This is a genomic window from Ruegeria sp. HKCCD8929 (assembly GCF_013031405.1).
Taxonomy (GTDB): Bacteria; Pseudomonadota; Alphaproteobacteria; order Rhodobacterales; family Rhodobacteraceae; genus Ruegeria.
In genome coordinates, this window is record NZ_WPZY01000056.1 from 1 (window position 1) to 17,228 (window position 17,228).

Sequence of the window (17,228 nt, forward strand, 5' to 3'; positions counted from 1 at the left end):
AGGAGCCATCCACCTCATCCGCAATGGGCTCCAAGGACCTGTTGAGGCTTGCCGCAGAGAGTGGCGGCAGCGAGCCCAACCAGACTCATATGCCGCGCCGAAGTCACGGAAGTTTCCCATGGAGGGTGTCGCACAGAGGCTGGACAAACAGACCCAAGCAAACGCCTCTGGCAAACTCATCTGTACGAAGCAAGTATTCTTCGATTTTCCCTCGTGGCAAATTCGCTTCCCAGTAAAGACTAATGCCTTCGAAAATGGGTCGACGCATCTGGCAGTGCAGCGGGCGATCAGAGTTGGTCGGCACGCGACACACTGCCGAAATCGTCGCGTGGTTTTTGCTAGTGGCTGATACCAGTCGCTCATTATCATCCAACTGGAAGCCATCATTGGTAGGAACGTTTGGGATGCCAAAATCGCCAAGCCGGATCCCGTTTGGGTTGAAGATGATCACCTCGTGAGGTTTGCGATGCCAGGCATCGTCTTTCCAATTTTCACACATGCTCAGTTCCCATGGTGTGATGTCTTGCGCGGTGCAGCGACTAGTCGGAAGGTTATGGGTTCTGAACGTGATTGCCTCGATTGTCAGGTTCTTAGTGCCGTCCGAGGTGTCCCGACAAATTCTTCGCTGATGGCGGGGAGACAAAAGGTAGCGACCGTCATCACGAATATTCTCTCCAACAAATAACGCCGTGCTTTTGCTCCAGGTAGCTGTCGCTCTCTTTCCGGACAAAACCAAGGGGATCTGTTTGCTCGTGCATTGCAGTGGTGCAGGTCGACGCTCCCATCGCTCATGTGCAGCGATTCCCGCAATGCCTCCTGGTAGGGCGAGTATTCCAATAATATTGGCCGCCAAAAGACGTCGTCCGCTTAGTCCGAGCGATTTTGCCGTAAGCACCAAGGCGCGTGCGATGACCGTTGCGGGCAAAACTTCGACGAGAAAGTCAATCCAGGTATTCCCCGCCAGCACCAGGAATCTGGGTACGTCATCCGCCGAATAGGTCGCCACACCCAAGCGGACGCCGGTATCGATCATTAGATACACAATGCAAAGGGCAATAAACGCGCGCCAGCTTCGCATTGCAAATGGGAGGTATATGACGGCCAAAAAGCCGATGACAGGAAACCAAAGCACAAGCTCATTCCTTTGTAGAACCGAGTGGTTTTAAACGTCGGCTCAACGATCCTTGGAGCAGAGCGACATCAACGTACCAAGACAGGGACCTTGCCATCCTCTTACTCCCGTGTTTGCAGTTTCAGTTCATGTATGGGAAAGGAATTTTGCAATTTTTCTAAAGTAGTTGTGCAGATTTTTTGCAGATCTGACGAGGTTCACAATGCCTGCTTTGTCCTGCGCCTTCCCCCTTCACTTAGCGGAACTGCATGTCCGGACTGTGCCGGTTCGTGACTTGCTGCACGTGCGATACTCACGCCTTTGATGAAGGTCCGGTAGGGGCTCCAAGGACCTGTTGAGGCTCGCCGCAGAGAGTGGCGGCAGCGAGCCCCTTTTCGACCAATGCTGCGCCTTGCACCAGTAGCCACAAAGCGACGATTGCTGACATTGTTGATTATAAGGGAGGCCCAATGCGGACCTTGGTAATGCTCTACTTCAAGGTCCGCTTCTCTTTTTTAGGCGTTGGAAACCGCTGCCCGAAAACCCGCGTTAAACAGCATCAACACCATCGGGAGCAACGACGTCAAGAGGGCCAATGCGAGCATTTGGGGGCCAGTAAGGTCGGTCAATCCGACGAAAGTTGCGATCGCCGCGCCTCCGAACATGCGCAGAAACCCTCCGACCGATGCGGCCAATCCAGCGCAATTAGGAAACGGTTGCAGGGTCAGGCCGGTTGAGATGCCAATCATCAGGCTAAACCCGCCGCCACCAAGAGCTGCGAAGGCAAAAAAGACGGAGGTCTCCATCTCATTGATGAACATCAACCCGGTGCCGCCTGCCACCGACATGGCCAATCCGGTCAGGACGGTCCTGCGTGCGCCGATCCGCGCAACAACAATGGGGGCGGCAAAGCTGAAGACCATTTGCAATAGACCAATTCCGCCCAGCGTAAAGGCGAACGTCATCTCGTCCATTCCGCCTCGTGTCATTGCCACCTCGGGTGCAATCGACACATAGGCCATCAGTGCGCCAAAGGTGGTGGTATTGGCGAGGCTGTAGATCAGGAAAGAACGGCTGCTCATGAGGCTGCGCAGGTTACAACTCAAACGCTCCGCATCGAGTTCTGCGACCTTGGTGGTTCGCTCGCCTGTCAATGCAAAAGGCGCTGCCACCAGAATAAGTGCGCCAGCCAGTGCCATCATGACAAAGGACGCCTGCCAGCCCCAGATCCCGGCCAAAACGCCGCCAATCACCGGTGCAATCATCGGCACAGATCCCGTCAGGCCGCTCATGTAGCTCAACCACTTCCCGGCCTCGTCGCCTTCAAAATTATCGCGCACCCAGGCAAAGGCGGTCACCATGGTAAAAGACGCGCCAAGTCCCTGCAGAATTCGCGCGGCATATAGCCAGATCAGGTCTGGCGCGACCGCGGCGACAAGACTGGCTGCCACATAGGCGCCAAGGCCCAGCATCGCCGAGGCAAGCCGACCCCAACGGTCGGACACCGGGCCACCGAACAGCTGCGCCACCCCCAGCGCATAGACGTAGAACGGGATGGTCAGACGCATCTCGGCCTCAGTAGCGCCAAAGGCATTTTGCATTTCAGGCATCGAAGGCAGGAAGATGTCGATCGCAAGCGGACCCAGCGGGATCAGCGAGAAAACAACAATCAGGGCAAGTGTATTGCGGGTCATTGTGCGCGCTTTCAAGATGGGGATTATGCAGCAACGGCTGGGAATGGCGGGACGCCCGCCCGGGCCATCAGCTTTGTGAAGGGGGCAGAGATCTGCACTGGGAATTCGAGCTCTGCCACCATGGTGAGACTTTGCAGATCGGCAAGTGTGGCCAGCGTGTCAAAGCTGATGGTGTCACCGGACAAATAGGGCTCGGCTCCAGGCAACGCAGCCTCGACCTCGCGGGTGAACTCGGCCGTTCTCGCGAGCGCCTCGGCAAATGGCATGCCGATCCGATCCGGCATCACCTGGCCAAAGAACGCCCTGGCCTCCGGCGACGCCAGTTCCGGCACATCCAGATGTGGCATGCGCGGATAGCACAGCGCATTAAGCGGCGCGGCAAAGGTGGCGCGCCAGTCTTCAAGGTCGCGACCCGGACCATAAGAGGACAAGATCGGTGCGCCGGTCTTGTCAAAATGGCGAATAATCTCGGTGCTGTCCTGGATCAGTGTCTCACCATCCATCAGGATTGGGGCGGTCAGCCGTTCGATCCGTCCTTTCAGGTCCTCGGGGATATTTCCTGGCTCCACATGAATGATCTCGGGCGAAAGCCCTTTCAATCCGGCGATGATGCGGGTGCGGATGCAATAGGGGCAGGTTTCAAAGACATAGAGTTTCATTGCTGGGGTCCAGAAGTCGAAAGAAGGGCAAAGCGCGTAATCGAATGACAAACGCACTCTGGTCGTTTGGGGGGCTTGAAGAAGGTCCTGTGGCGTCGACCTGAACTGTTTCTGCCGCCTATCGCGACAGAAACAGTCCAGATCCTAAGTTCACTGAAGTCCGAGCTTGGAGGAAAGAGCGTCGAGGATTTTTCCTTGGATCTCGGTCCGATCGCTGCCTTCCGGGTCCGTGCAGACGGGGAAACGACCTGCCTCAGCCAAGGCTTCTTCCACGCCGTCCAGGCAGGTGAGTGCGGCCGAGAAGCGATAAGCCGGGTTGAAATCCAGACGCGTTGCATTTGGCAGAGCTGCCGCCAGGCCGCTTGCATCAATGTCGGTCGCCACGTCGAACTCTTCACCATTTTTGAAGCTGATCAAGGTTACGTCGTCCACAAGGTTTTCGACATTCTCGGCGGAAAACCCATAAACCAGAGAGGGCTCGATCACGGCAACGGAGGTGATGGCATCCAGTTTGTAGCTGGCGTTCCAGGCCGCGGGATCATAACCGGCGAGGTTGACGTCATCTGCCATCATCTCGTCGCAGTACCGCATGGCGGACCCGTTCGCCTCGCAGGCAGAGACCACGGCGTCCAGATTGGCCGTTGCGCCAGCAGCGGACAGTGCGGTCAGACCGCCCTCGCCAAAGCCGACAACCATGATGCGCGATCGGTCAATCATCGGCCCCACCTCGGGATCGGTCAGGACATGGTCGAGAATTTCGCTCAGGTCCTGGACACGGGTCCAATGGTTGAGCGCCTGTCCCACGTCATTGCTGCCCCATAGGGTGTGCTTGTGATCGACATGCACACCGATGGCACCGCGTTGTGCCATACCGTGGAGAACCCACGCCTGCGGGCCAAGGCCACCGTTCCAGTCATGGCTGTAGAGCACCAGCGGATAGGTGCCCTCGACAAGTTCGGCACCCTCCATCACCGGAATTCTACTGAAAGTCGGCCCGCGGCCAAACTGTTCTTCGGTCCCGCCAGCGCCTGCCGGATAGAAGATATTCCCGCCCACGGTTTCACCAAAATGCGGCATGTCGATTTCAAGTGGTCTGTGTCCGGGCGTTTGCGCAGACGCCGCGGTTGCCACGACGGTCAAGAGTGCTGAGGCAAGAATGGATTTCATGTCGTATTCCTTTCAGGTTTAGCTCATCATCGAGAAGGGGACCGGGCTGACAGGCAGCCCGATCCAAGGTCTCAGTGGCCGTGCCAGATGGCATAGGCCATGCGCTCGACATGTGCGGGAAGGTTTTCTTCGTAGAACAGCCAGTCGCTGAACTCGGGCAGCTTGACCGTCTGTTTCAATTCTTCCACCGTCTTGCCGTTCTGCAGGCCATCCCAGACAGCAGCATAAAGCGCTTCGACAAAGGCCAGTTCTTCAGCCAGAAGCTCCGGCGAGGACTGCGGCAGGTGGCCGGAGATCACGGTGTCATAATCAAGCTCGGCGCTGACACGGCGCAGAGTATTCAGCGCGCCGACATAGTCATGGGTGTTCAGGCGTCCGTCAGACACCAGATAGCGCGGCAGGTGCCAGTCAACGCCCATCAGCACCTTGTCTTCCGGCATATAGATCACGCTCTGGCATTGGCCGTCGTTGGAGCCGAAATGCTTCATTTCGACAACCTTGTCGCCCAGCTCGATGCGGTGGGTTTCGGAGTAGGTGACGTCAGGCACAACAACCCGGTTTTCCAGATCTCGGCTCATCAGTTCGACGCAGCCCTCATGGGCGATGAATTCGGCCCCTTCGGCCTTGAAGACTTGGCCTCCGCGGGAGTGATCGAAATGGTCGTGCGAATAAAGCACCTTGACCACCGGCTGATCAGTCAGCTTGGCAATCTCGGCGCGCATGGCCTCGGCGCGGAACTCGTGGTTCGGGTCGACAACCAGCACACCTTCGTCGGTGATTATGACCAGGCTGGAGTAATGGGCCATGTGAAACTGATAGATCCCGTCTTTCAGCTCGGTCATGACCGGTTTCATTTCATCGCCAGCCGCATAAGCGGTGCCGGCGATAGTCGTGGCAGCGGCGATGGCCGTCAGAATGCGTTTCATGGCAGGTGCCTCCTTTTCATAGGAGGTAAGATACTCTTTACTTAGCGCGGGATAATTGGCGTTAGTTGCAATTAAGAAAATACAAAAGGTATCGAATGGACAAGCTGAAGAAAATGGCCGTGTTCGCCCGTGTGGTTGAACTGGGCAGCTTTGCCCGTGCCGCAGATGATCTGAATGTAACACCGGCCATTGTCGGGCGTCACGTGGCCGACCTTGAAGCTCTTCTTGATCTGCGACTGATCAATCGCACCACGCGGTCTATGGAGGTGACCGAGGCGGGAACCCGATATTACCACGGCTGCAAATCCATGCTCGAACAGCTGGAGGCGCTGGAACAGGATGTAGCGACGCAAGATGGGGTGCAACTAACCGGGGTGATCCGAGTGGCTGCGCCGGAAGGCATCGGCGTGCCGATGCTTCTGGACGCAGTGCAAAGCTTTCAGGAGCTGCATCCCGAGGTTCTGTTCGATCTGGTCTTCGACAATGAACAAACCGATTTCGTCAGCTCCGGGGTGGACCTGGCCATTCGCCTGGCGATCAAGTTGGAGGACAGCAGCCTGATTGTCAGCAAACTGGCCGAAACCCACCTTACGCTGTTTGCTGCGCCAAAATACCTAGACGCCTACGGAATTCCTGAAACCGTGGAAGATCTGGACGATCATCGCTGCCTTGTCTTTGGCGGCTCGCGCTTTGGCGACAGCTGGCCGCTCATGACAGAAATGGGGCTGCAAAAACTGCACCAGCCATGGAAAATTGTCATGAACCAAACCCATACCTACCGCGAAGCATTGGTGCGCGGGATAGGCATTGGCCTGCTGCCGGAAATCATGGCGGCGGATCTGGTGGCAACCGGACATCTTCGGCCAATCCATCTCAAGGGGCAATTCCCGCAGGTCGGCATCTTTGCCGTCTACCCCAACAGAGCCTTTCAACCCCGCCGGGTTGGCCAGTTTTTGGATCATCTTCGAAGGCAGATCAGAGCGCACCCTCATTGATAGAAGACATTGGTGCTGTTTGTGGCGAATGACGGTTCTCCCCTTGCTGTTTTTCGCTGCTGCGGAAAGCGTGTAATGCGGTCGTTTGTTTTGAGAAAGGCAACGGCCGCTCCGTCCCGCGCCTTCCCCCTTCACTGAGCGGAACTGAATGTCCGAACTGCGCCGTTAGCGACTTGCTGCACGTGCGATGCTCACGCCACCGATGAAGGTCTGGTAGGGGGCTCGAGTCTGCTCAGGGGCTATTAGGTTGCGGCGTCGATATGGTCTACCAATAGACGTGTGAGAGAGAGGCGGCGGCTGGTATCAGGCCAGACGGCATAGGTGCCCAAATCGGGGATTGACCAATCGGGGATGAGTTCGACAAGGTTGCCGACTTCGAGCTCTGGATCGGCGACAGAAGCAGGGAGTCTTTGGATGCCCAGGCCAGCACAAAGCGCGGATCGCAATGCAGCGAAGTTATCGACAACAACGCGTCCGCGATTGGTGTGCAGCGTTTTCTCTTCGTCGCCTTTGATAAGCACCACCTGATCGGTTAGCCCCTGCATTGCGACAAAATCAGCGGTTCTCAGATCACCGGGCGAGGTCACGCGTGGAAGCGCCTTCAAATAAGAGGGCGCACAAACAAGTTTGCGGCTCGCACTCCCCAAACGACGAGAGCGCAGAGAAGAATCGGGCAACTCCCCCATTCGTAAGGCTAGATCGATCCCTTCTGCTACAAGATCGAAGTTGCTGTCCAGGTATCGAACCGTGAGTTCAACTGCCCGATACGTCGACGCGAAATCCCAGATAGCGCGTTCATATATGCTTTCCGCCATGAAAGCCGGCAACGTTATGATTAATGACCCTGCGGGTTCCTTGCTTACGTCAACGACGCTATTCAACCCGTCTTCAGCGGCTGCCATCATGCGTTGCGCATGCTCCAGCAATCGCTGGCCCTCGCTGGTCAACGACAACGAGCGGGTAGATCGGTAGAACAGTGTGACACCCAGACGGTCTTCCAGCTTTGTCACATGCTGGCTGATTCCAGAGGTGGCCAGCCGAAGTTGTCGCCCTGCTGCGGAGAAACTGCCAGATTCAGCGACAGCTGCGAAGATCGCCAGAGGGCGAAGGTCATCAATCATCTTTCATCCTAGCTGAATAATGATTTCACTTTGCCACATGTTATTGAAAGAAGCCAGAGTTGCTAGGTAGTGTCGGGAAAGGACTAAAAGCATGACCTTTATCACTATCTTAGTCGGGCTCCTCTCCGCCTTTTTTCTCTTTGCCAGTTCGATCAAGATTCTGGGCTGGCAGAAGTTCATCTTTGAGACCCAGTTGGCGATGTTCATCAAGTACGGATTGAACCGGCAGATCATGATGCTGTTGGGTTTTGTCGAGTTATTCGGTGCGGTCGCCATCTGGTTCCAGGGGTCCTGGGTCGGCACCCTGGGGGCGCTGGCACTTCTGGGCACCTCGGTCGGTGCCATCGGCTGCCACCTTATATGGGACACCTGGAAAGAAGGTGTTCCAGCGATGATGACCGGCACGCTATCGGCTATTGTCGCGTGGTCGGGCAAGGGCGCGCTTTTGGCATTGCTTGGTTTTGTCTAACCCGTAGTTAAGGAGAAATGTGATGACAGATAGTATCCGTGTCGCAAATGCCAAAGGCCTTTATCTCGAAGGTATCCGAGACGGCAACATGGTCGAAGCGCTCGATAAGTATACGGGCGACCGCTACACGCAGCATTCCACCGGTGTCCGGGACGGAAAGGAAGGGTTCATTGAGTTCTTTACCCCGTTCCTGGAACGCAACCCTGTGCGGGATATCCAGGTTCTTCGCACCATCGAGGACGGGCAGTTCGTGTTTTGCCACGTGTACCAAAGCCTCAACAACGGCGAGGCCCAGTGGGTCACCGGCGATATCTTCGATACTGACGAGGAAGGCCGGATCGTCGAGCATTGGGATGTGATCGCCGAATACAAGTGGCCCACGGTTTCCGGGCGCAGCATGGTAGACGGCCAGACCGAAATCGACGACCTGGATCAGACCGAGGCCAACAAGGCGTTGGTGCAGGGGTTCATCGACAATGTCCTGATGGGCGGACGTGCCGATCTGGTGACCGATTACATCTCGACCGAGCAGTACGACCAGCACAATCCCGAGGTCGGAGACGGGCTGGAAGGCTTCGGCAAACACCTCAAGGAGGTGATGGAAAGCGGTCAGGTTGCCCGATACATCAAGGTGCACCGCCTGTTGGGCCAGGGCAACTTCGTCGTGATCTACAGCCACGTGAAGCAGGGCGCCGACGATTGGGCCTTCTTCGACCTGTTCCGCCTGAAAGGCGGCAAGATCGTCGAACACTGGGACATCCAGGAAAAGATAGGCCCGAGAGAGACCTGGAACAACTCAGGCAAGTTCTAGAGTGCTTTCTCTCCTGAGCAGCCGCCTCTGCAGTAACAGCTTATTTGCGTGGAGAGCACTCTCGCAGAGGCCTCAATCGGGCGTCAGAAATGAATGTCTGCAATGCGGGATGCGAGCGCAGAAATCGGACACCGCGTTCAAGGGCGGCTAAGGGCCGTCCTTGAAGACGGCCCAAAATTTTAGATTTCAACGGCTTCCGAGATTGCCAATGCGTCTTCCAGCTCGACGCCAAGATACCGAACAGTGCTGTCCATCTTTGTGTGCCCCAGCAAAAGCTGAACCGCACGCAGGTTGCCTGTCTTCTTGTAAATCTCTGACACCTTAGTGCGGCGCATCGAATGCGTACCATACGCACTGGGTTCCAATCCAATCGATTTGACCCATTCACGAACCAGTCGTGCGTATTGACGCGTCGAGATGTGAAGGCGTTCATGAAAACGCCCCGGCCACAGGTATTCGGAACCGACCATCAAAGGGTCCTCCATCCACCTCAGGAGTGACTTTCGCGTTCCCTCCGTGATCTCGAAACGAACTGGTTTTTGCGTCTTGCACTGTATGATCGATGTGCGCTCTTTGACCTGACCAGCTGCATAGACATCAGCCACCATCAGTTTAACCAGATCGCAGCCACGCAGCTTGCTGTCGATGGCCAGATTGAACAAAGCCAAATCGCGATAGCTGCCGGCGATCTCAAGGCGAACGCGGATCGCCCAGACATGTTTGGGCAACAATGGCCTTTTCTGACCGACGATGCGCCCTTTGTTCCAGGCTGGGCGGCAAGCACGAATGGCAGGTAAGTTTGCAATGGTCATGAGGTACCCTCCCATCCGCCACGATCCTCCACAACGCCAACCGGACGTTGGCAATTCAGGCTAACACGCTCAGGTGCAATCGCGGAGAACGTCGGGAGGAGCCCTTCCACGACATTCATAATCGCAGCATTCAGATGAGTGCCTCTTCGCTCCGGATTTCGAAGCTGCCCAGAAACAAGTCAACAAGGGTTAGCGGTTAACATTAGTCAAGGTGCGCTGCCGCTCTCAGTCATATTAATTGATACCTCATGAGGATTGGAGGCTGATATGACTGAGAAGACACTTTATGAACGCCTTGGTGGCTACGATGCCATACGCGCAGTTGTGGACAACCTAATCCCGCGTTTGCAGAGCGATGAGATTCTGGGACGCTTCTGGGAAAACCGAGGTACAGATGGGATTGCGAGAGAAAAGCAGCTCCTGGCTGATTACCTTGCGAATGTTGCTGGCGGGCCAATGTATTACACGGGCCGGGGCATGGTTCTCTCGCATACTGGAATGGGAATTTCGGAGAACGACTGGGGCATCTTTCTAGGGCATCTGAGGGCAACCTTGGAATCCTTCAACCTTCCCGAGGCCGAATTCAACGATGTCGTAGGCTATGTTGAAAGCCTCAAGGAAGAAATCCTCGTTTAAAGGGGTGCGTGCAGAACTTGTTTCACGGGTTCTGCGCGACCCGCTTGCGGCGTTAGGTTTGTGCACCCTACATTGAGTCCATCGTCGGAGTTGCCGCCAATCTGATCTGCTGCGGTTATTCAAGTATCTTTCAAGCGGCGTACAGACTGCAAAGGCTGTTTCGTCCGCTCCCATACCTTTCCCAATCCGCGTACCGAACGTCCGGTGTATGCCGTTCGTGACATGCTGCACCGGCGAAGCCGGACACCCTGGTTAACGTCCGTAGGGGGCTCTCAAGGACCTGTTGAGGCTCGCCGCAGAGAGTGGCGGCAGCGAGCCCTACCCGTGAATTCGAGATTTTCGCTGCGAGTGCACGCGGCAGATCAATCGCCGCGACCGCAACATTTTCAGCGCCGCTGCGCGGCGTGAAAACCAGCCATTTACCGTTCCAAAACGTGTGATTGCTTTTCGTTCGACGTGAAGCACGGCTTTCAGTTGGCCACATCATGCCGACGATCGCGATCCTGTGCTCTCCCCTGGATCCAACAGCGAAACGGCGAGCATCCGCCTGTCAATTCAGCGAATTTGCGCTGTGATCAACGTCTTTCTCCCGTTTACGTTGAATGTAAGACAGTGGTTACGTCACAACTGGAACACAGACGTAAGAGCACGAGAGATATCTTCCATGCACCAAGACCCTTCCATCACCCGGCAAAATGCCGATATCGTCATCGACTGGAGTTGGGGGCAACATCTGATCGCCACAGATTTCGACCCGCATCACAGCACTATCTATATCGGTTGGATCGGCGCTGACGCGCTGGAGATCACGGAAACGTCGCAAGGCGTGGTCATTTCAGTGCCAGGGAACAACCAGTCCACGACATTGCAGGGTGTAACACTTGACCAACTTAGCCCGGAAAACTTCAAGATCAGCGATTCCGGGGCGGAAGCCGAGGTCTTTGCGCTTCTAGATGGCACCGCTGACGACAGTCATGATGGGCATGATGGACACACAGACGGCGGAACAGATCTCGCCCCTGATCCGACGGATCCTGAATCTCCCAACGACAACGGCGGGACCACCTATGTGGCCAATGTGAGCGGCGCCAACATATTTGGCTTCGACCCTGCGACTGACGACATTGATTTCGGGTTTAATTCCGTCCACAGCCTGATCGTTACCAAAACCGCATCGGGATACGTTGCCATTGACAGTCCGTGGAGTGCGGCGCAACAGATCCTTGTCGGTGTAGGATTCGACGATCTTTCACTCGACAGTTTCGGGATCGTTGGCAACGAACACCTGCGGCAAGATATCGGCGGCGCATTGTCATGGGAGCAAGGCGTTGGTCCGCGTGAGGCGGACACTGTTTATATCCGGTCGCACGAATATGGGGTGCATGATGTTGTCGAGGGATTCGATCCCCTGACCATGAAAATCAGCTTTCTCTATTTCAGCACCCGCGAACGCCTGTCGGTCGAAGATACCGAAGACGGGCTTTTGATATCGGTGCAGCCGACCGGGCAGAGCACGCTTTTGGTGGACGTTGAGTTGGCCGACCTGTGGCCCGGTATGGTTGAGTTCCATTTTGATCAGGTGATGGAGGACAATCTGGAAGATCCGTTCGGATTTTCACAGGAAGATGTTACCCTGGTCAGCCGTGCTGGCCTCCTGACGCCGGAAGCTCCCGCCGGAGCTGGGACCGATGGCTACCAGACCCGGACCGGCGAATTGCCCTCTGATACCGGTGAGCCCGATCCCACGCCGGACCCTGATCCAACACCGGACCCTGATCCTACGCCGGAACCAACAGATCCCGGCGACCGGCTTGAGATCGGTTGGGATTGGGCCAAAACCGTTCTGGTCAGCTTTGATCCCGCGTCGGACGTGATTGACTTCAACCACATGTCCGCCTGGCAAGTAGATGTGAGTGAATCCGATGGAGATCTATTGATCGAGGTGCTCAATAACGGAGGGCATGTCTATCGGCTGGAGGGCGTGCAAGCCGAAGACCTGCGATATGAAAACCTCGATGCCGCGCCATACAACTCCGTGATTGATGCGCCGAACGGCGTAATCGATCAATTGGTCCTCCTTGGTTTCGACGACTTCGGCTGATGCAAAACAAGCGGATCCGTCGCTGAGCGTTATGGCGCCGGATCTGATGGATTTCCGTTCGATTCGAAATTGCGTCTCGCCGTTACAGCCGTTTGGACATTGCCAACTTGTTAGCGCATGCCTGAATGCAGCCTGATCTACGTCCGTCAGGCGGTCATTGTGAGGGCGTAGCCGTCCCAGAGCTCAAAAGCAGCGGCCCAGGCGTGGCGGTACGAGACGGTGGAGAGTTGATAACGACGGGGGCGAAAGACAGTGTTGATCTGATCGTGGGCGGCAAGAAACCTTTGCGCCTGCTTTGGAGACTTAAAGCGCCCCATCAGGGGTCGATTTGGGTAGGGGGCGAAATAGGGCAATAACTCCGATTCACCGATCAGAATAAGTATGCTGTATGAATATTGGAATGATAGAGCCGCCTCACTTGGGCTAGTGACCCTGAAAGCCAGACAACCCGGGAGGAGACAATGGGTCTATTCAACATATTGGCCTTTATTGGGTTTACCGCCCTTGTGGCCATCTTGTCGTATCTTTGGACCAAAGGCACTGATGAAGAGCATTCGGAAGGGTATTTTCTCGGTGGACGCTCTCTGACCGCGCCAGTCATTTGCGGATCGCTGCTGTTGACCAATCTGTCAACCGAGCAGATCGTCGGATTGACAGGTCAGGCATACTCCGAAGGCGTGCTTGTCATGGCATGGGAAACGCTTGCAGCCATCGCAATGGTCGTCACAGCACTAGTGTTGTTGCCGCGCTACCTGAAATCAGGAATTTCCACGATTCCCAGTTTTCTGGAAGAGCGGTATGACTCGCAGACCAAGACCATTACGTCGCTGCTGTTTCTGTCGGGCTATGTGGTCGTGCTGCTCCCCATTGTTCTTTATTCGGGCGCTCTCGCGCTCTCCACTATGTTCGAAGTTCCCGCACTTCTAGGCGTTAATGATACAACGGCTCTTTGGATAACAGTCTGGGCGATCGGGATCGTCGGTTCGATTTATGCCATCTTCGGCGGCCTGAAAGCTGTTGCCGTTTCCGATACCATAAACGCCGTTGGCCTGTTCGCAGGCGGCCTACTGGTGCCAATTTTCGGACTTATCGCTGTGGGTGAAGGTAGCCTCTTCAGCGGTATTTCGACGCTCTATCAGTCCAATCCCGAAAAATTTGATGCCATTGGCGGCCCGGACTCATCAATCCCATTTGCCACGATCTTTACCGGCATGATGCTGGTGCAGCTGTTCTATTGGGGCACGAACCAGGCGATCATTCAACGCGCACTGGGGGCACGTGATCTGAAAGAAGGGCAAAAGGGTCTCCTCTTTGCCGGTGTTCTTAAGATTCTTGGGCCGCTGATTGTCGTTTTGCCGGGCATCATCGCGTACCACCTGTTCAGTGACCTTGAGGTTGCAGACCAGGCATATCCGCGCCTTGTAACAGAAGTTCTCCCCTATCCATTGCGCGGTTTCTTCGCTGCAGTGTTGTTTGGTGCCGTGTTGAGCTCCTTCAATTCCGCGCTCAACAGCTCAGTTACGCTTTTTGGTGTCGATATCTACCGTCAGCACTTCAAGACAGGCGCAACGGATACCCAAACCGTCATGGCCGGCAAGAAATTCGGCGTTGTACTTGCTCTGGCTTCCATGACAATCGCTCCGTTCATTGCAAACGCGCCGCAGGGTCTCTTTGGTTATCTGCAAGAAGTGAACGGTTGTTATTCAATTCCGATTTTGACGATCATCTTGGTTGGGGTCTTTACGAAAAATGTTCCTCCAATTGCGGCAAAGATAGGTCTCGCTTCCGGTGTTGGTCTTTATATCATCAGCCAGTTCGGTCTGAAAAACATCGTTGGCGCTGAGCAATATCCGCACTTCCTGCACGTCATGGCAGCACTGTTTGTTATGAACGTCTGTATCATGTTGTGGATCGGCAAGGTTCGCCCGATGCAACCTGCTTTTGTCGCCCGCGAAAGCCACGCGGTCGACATGACGCCCTGGTCTTTGGCCAAGCCCGTCGGAGCAGTGATTGTTCTGGTCGTTGTCTCGACCTATTTCATCTTTACCTAATCTGGTATCCTGCCAGGAAGTGAAAGCGGCCCCAAAATACTGGGGCCGTTTTGCTGTTGGTGAGTTAGCCTTCTTTCGAACGCAGGGCGTTCTCGAGGCGCGGGGCATTGAGCGAGGCCTCCCGAACCAGCTCGGCAAAGAAGGTACGGAGTTTGTTGAACTGCAGGTATTTCATTGTCTTACTCCTATCGACGACTGTTTGCGCTAACGTGCACTTAAGAGATTCTGCCCAGTGTGAATACTTCTGTTTCGTCAAAGCGGATCTGCAAAATACGCAAGGATCGGGCCGGGGATTTATTGCCTTTGGGAAGGAGCAAACTCTCTGTTGAAAGCATTCTCGCACGTAGCCAGAAAACGCTGTGATAAGGCTACCAATTCAATGTTGCGGAATGAAAGTGTTCTAGCGCAGTTTCTTCACGGGCCGAACCTCTTGCGCACGACGCCGAGCAGGCTGCGCTGAACCGGACGGTGACGGTTTTTGATGTGACAGCCCGCGTAGAGCGGCTGGAGCAGCGGCGTGGCATCTGCCACGAGCCGACAAATGCCAGCCCGGATCAGGCGATCGGCCGATGTGCGCAGGACATAGGCGGTTCCACCCATGCTTTCAAGCAGCGCCACCATAGCGGCATCCTGCCCGATCGACAGCATCGTATGCGCAAGATGTGGGTAAAGCCCCCTATGCAACTCCGGCAGGGCGTCCGAGAAATTGGGTGTGATGTAGCGTTCGGGCGTGACCTCCGAGAGCTGGTTCGTATGGGTAGAAACCATGATGTAGGACACTTCGCCCAAGGTTTCGAAATGCAAATCCGGATGCCATCTGGGTGAGAAGACAAGGGCGAAATCGCACAGTCCGTTTGTCAAGTCGGAGCTCATCTGGGCCGAGTAGTCCGCCTCTAAGAAGAACGTGGCATGGGGCAACGCCACGCGAAAATCTGCGATCAACTCGCTGAAATGGTGCCCCACGAGATCGTTCTGAATGCCAATTCGAATTGTGGTACCCCCCGCTCCGGCATCCCGGACCGCGTTGCGCGCTTCGGTCCAGCTGTGGTGGATCATGCGCGCATGCGGTGCGAAGTGGAGACCCTCGACCGTGAGATCGGTGCCCGCCCGAGAGCGGTTGAACAACCTCTTACCCAGGGCGGCTTCCAGGCTGCGGACGCGGCCCGACACGGTCGATTGCGTGATCCCCAACCGCTCCGCCGTCCGGTTGAAGCTTCGGGTTTCGCCCAGGTCCAGAAAGGTTTCGATCCAATCGATCTGCATCTTGCTAATCGGTTTAGCCGATTAATAAGGAGGTGTCATGTGAATTGAATGCTGCGGAGTACCGATGAATAGTTCGGTGCATGACAAAGTGACCAAATCAACATGGCAGAATTACCAGAGCAAAGATAACAAAACGGGAGGATTAGATGAAGAAATGCACCATACCCAAAGGTCGGCTCGTCTTGGCCGCTGCACTTGCGTGCACGGCTTGGATACCGCCGGCCTGGGCGCAGAGTGAACCCGTTGCCAAAAAAAATGAAATCACATTCGTGAGTTGGACGGGTCCCTATATGCGATCTCAGATGCTGGGTTTCGTGCGGCCCTATGAAGAGCAAAATAGCGTCAGGGTGCACGTTGAGCACTATGATGGCGGAATCTCTGAGATACGCGATCAGGTTGAATCGGCGAATGTTGTGTGGGACGTCGTTGACCTCACACAGGCGGATTCACTGCGGGCGTGTAACGAAGGCTTGCTGGAAAACCTTTCCGGTATCGGCCTGCCCAGCGGCAAGGACGGCACGGCAGCGGCGGACGACTTTGTTGAAGGTGCTTTGAACGATTGCGGCGTTGGCGTTATCCAATGGTCGACCGCCTTTGGCTACTCCAAGTCAACCTTTGGGGCTTCTCCACCATCGACGATTGCAGATTTTTTTGACACGGGCACCTACCCGGGGCCCCGCGCGATCAGAAATGACCCGACCGTCATCATGGAATGGGCGCTGATGGCTGACGGGGTGGCGCGTGACGATGTCTACGCAACACTGGAAACCGAGGATGGTGTTGCACAGGCTTTGTCTGTGATGGATGCAATCAAGCCTGGTTTGCAATTGTGGTCCGCGGGCCTTGAGCCGGTTCGGAAACTGAATTCCGGCGAAGTGGTCATGGCATCGCTCTGGGCAACGACGGCCAGTTCGGCGCTTGAAAACGACGGCGCGGATTTTCAGATCGTTTTTGACGGACGTGTGCTGGAACTGGACCTGTTCGGTATTCCCAAAGGCAGCCGCTACAAGGAAGAGGCAATGGAGTTCATTCGCTTTGCCAGTTCAACAGAGTCCCTGGCCAATATGGTGAGGCATCTGCCGAACGGTCCCACCCGTCAATCCTCGCTCGCGCTTTTGTCGGATGACATACTTTCGAAGGTGCCGAACAGCCCAGCCTATGCCGATAAGCAGAGCATCGTTTCTGATGCCGAATGGTGGGCGGACAACCATGGTCGCCTCGAAGAGGCATTCCAGACCTGGCTTAATTCCGGGGGTCTGCAGGGCCCGTCTGGAACAACTCGATAACGGGGACCAAAATGTCTGAAAAACAGCAAAAAACTGCGGACAACCTGATTGCAAAATCTGGACTGTTCACAGGAATGAATGCCACGATGGCCATTGCCTCGATGGCTATGATCATTGCCTTTGTGG

15 protein-coding genes and 1 pseudogene are annotated in these 17,228 nt (G+C 55.6%); 7 read left to right on the top strand and 9 right to left on the bottom strand.

What is annotated here, in order from left to right; all coding sequences use genetic code 11:
• Positions 1-103: 103 nt before the first annotated feature.
• From GOX53_RS27075 to GOX53_RS27095, 5 genes are all read right to left on the bottom strand, one after another.
• Complete coding sequence (locus tag GOX53_RS27075; protein WP_171181961.1) at positions 104-1,132, bottom strand: hypothetical protein; 1,029 nt, start codon at positions 1,130-1,132, stop codon at positions 104-106.
• A 494-nt stretch (positions 1,133-1,626) separates the two neighbouring features.
• On the bottom strand, positions 1,627-2,805 hold the full coding sequence (locus GOX53_RS27080) for an MFS transporter (protein ID WP_171181963.1): 1,179 nt from the start codon (positions 2,803-2,805) through the stop codon (positions 1,627-1,629).
• A 23-nt stretch (positions 2,806-2,828) separates the two neighbouring features.
• Positions 2,829-3,464, bottom strand: a complete 636-nt coding sequence (locus tag GOX53_RS27085; RefSeq protein ID WP_171181965.1) for a glutathione S-transferase N-terminal domain-containing protein — start codon at positions 3,462-3,464, stop codon at positions 2,829-2,831.
• Between the two features lie 150 nt (positions 3,465-3,614).
• Entirely contained in the window at positions 3,615-4,631 is a 1,017-nt protein-coding gene (locus GOX53_RS27090; RefSeq protein ID WP_171181967.1) for a hypothetical protein, read from the bottom strand.
• Between the two features lie 71 nt (positions 4,632-4,702).
• Entirely contained in the window at positions 4,703-5,557 is an 855-nt protein-coding gene (locus GOX53_RS27095) for an MBL fold metallo-hydrolase (RefSeq protein ID WP_171181969.1), read from the bottom strand.
• A 95-nt stretch (positions 5,558-5,652) separates the two neighbouring features.
• Here GOX53_RS27095 and GOX53_RS27100 point away from each other — a divergent pair, with 95 nt between their 5' ends.
• Positions 5,653-6,552, top strand: a complete 900-nt coding sequence (locus tag GOX53_RS27100) for a LysR family transcriptional regulator (protein ID WP_171181971.1) — start codon at positions 5,653-5,655, stop codon at positions 6,550-6,552.
• A 242-nt stretch (positions 6,553-6,794) separates the two neighbouring features.
• Here GOX53_RS27100 and GOX53_RS27105 read toward each other — a convergent pair whose 3' ends face one another.
• The gene (locus tag GOX53_RS27105) at positions 6,795-7,673 is read right to left on the bottom strand and encodes a LysR family transcriptional regulator (RefSeq protein WP_171181973.1); all 879 of its coding nucleotides are present in this window, start codon (positions 7,671-7,673) and stop codon (positions 6,795-6,797) included.
• 91 nt (positions 7,674-7,764) lie between these two features.
• Here GOX53_RS27105 and GOX53_RS27110 point away from each other — a divergent pair, with 91 nt between their 5' ends.
• Both GOX53_RS27110 and GOX53_RS27115 read left to right on the top strand, forming a co-directional pair.
• The gene (locus GOX53_RS27110; protein ID WP_171181975.1) at positions 7,765-8,142 is read left to right on the top strand and encodes a DoxX family protein; all 378 of its coding nucleotides are present in this window, start codon (positions 7,765-7,767) and stop codon (positions 8,140-8,142) included.
• A gap of 22 nt (positions 8,143-8,164) precedes the next feature.
• Positions 8,165-8,953 carry a nuclear transport factor 2 family protein gene (locus tag GOX53_RS27115; protein ID WP_171181976.1) on the top strand — a complete coding sequence of 263 codons (789 nt, stop codon included), beginning with the start codon at positions 8,165-8,167 and terminating at the stop codon, positions 8,951-8,953.
• Positions 8,954-9,132: 179 nt separating this feature from the next.
• On the opposite strand, the gene GOX53_RS27120 is transcribed toward GOX53_RS27115, so the two are convergent.
• Positions 9,133-9,765, bottom strand: a complete 633-nt coding sequence (locus tag GOX53_RS27120) for a tyrosine-type recombinase/integrase (RefSeq protein ID WP_171181978.1) — start codon at positions 9,763-9,765, stop codon at positions 9,133-9,135.
• Positions 9,766-10,032: 267 nt separating this feature from the next.
• Here GOX53_RS27120 and GOX53_RS27125 point away from each other — a divergent pair, with 267 nt between their 5' ends.
• Positions 10,033-10,401 (top strand): group 1 truncated hemoglobin, encoded by a 369-nt coding sequence (locus tag GOX53_RS27125; RefSeq protein ID WP_171181980.1) that lies wholly within the window; start codon positions 10,033-10,035, stop codon positions 10,399-10,401.
• A 664-nt stretch (positions 10,402-11,065) separates the two neighbouring features.
• Entirely contained in the window at positions 11,066-12,502 is a 1,437-nt protein-coding gene (locus GOX53_RS27130) for a hypothetical protein (RefSeq protein WP_171181982.1), read from the top strand.
• A gap of 146 nt (positions 12,503-12,648) precedes the next feature.
• On the opposite strand, the pseudogene GOX53_RS27135 reads toward GOX53_RS27130, so the two are convergent.
• A pseudogene (locus tag GOX53_RS27135) lies at positions 12,649-12,822 on the bottom strand (IS6 family transposase); the annotation flags it as partial.
• A 141-nt stretch (positions 12,823-12,963) separates the two neighbouring features.
• Between GOX53_RS27135 and GOX53_RS27140 the strand changes: the two are divergent.
• The gene (locus GOX53_RS27140; protein ID WP_171181984.1) at positions 12,964-14,553 is read left to right on the top strand and encodes a solute:sodium symporter family transporter; all 1,590 of its coding nucleotides are present in this window, start codon (positions 12,964-12,966) and stop codon (positions 14,551-14,553) included.
• 414 nt (positions 14,554-14,967) lie between these two features.
• Here GOX53_RS27140 and GOX53_RS27145 read toward each other — a convergent pair whose 3' ends face one another.
• Positions 14,968-15,816 carry a LysR family transcriptional regulator gene (locus tag GOX53_RS27145; RefSeq protein WP_171181985.1) on the bottom strand — a complete coding sequence of 283 codons (849 nt, stop codon included), beginning with the start codon at positions 15,814-15,816 and terminating at the stop codon, positions 14,968-14,970.
• A gap of 146 nt (positions 15,817-15,962) precedes the next feature.
• On the opposite strand from GOX53_RS27145, the gene GOX53_RS27150 reads away from it, so the two are divergent.
• Positions 15,963-17,102, top strand: coding sequence for an extracellular solute-binding protein (locus GOX53_RS27150; protein ID WP_171181987.1), 1,140 nt, complete (start codon positions 15,963-15,965; stop codon positions 17,100-17,102).
• The last annotated feature ends 126 nt before the right edge of the window (positions 17,103-17,228 follow it).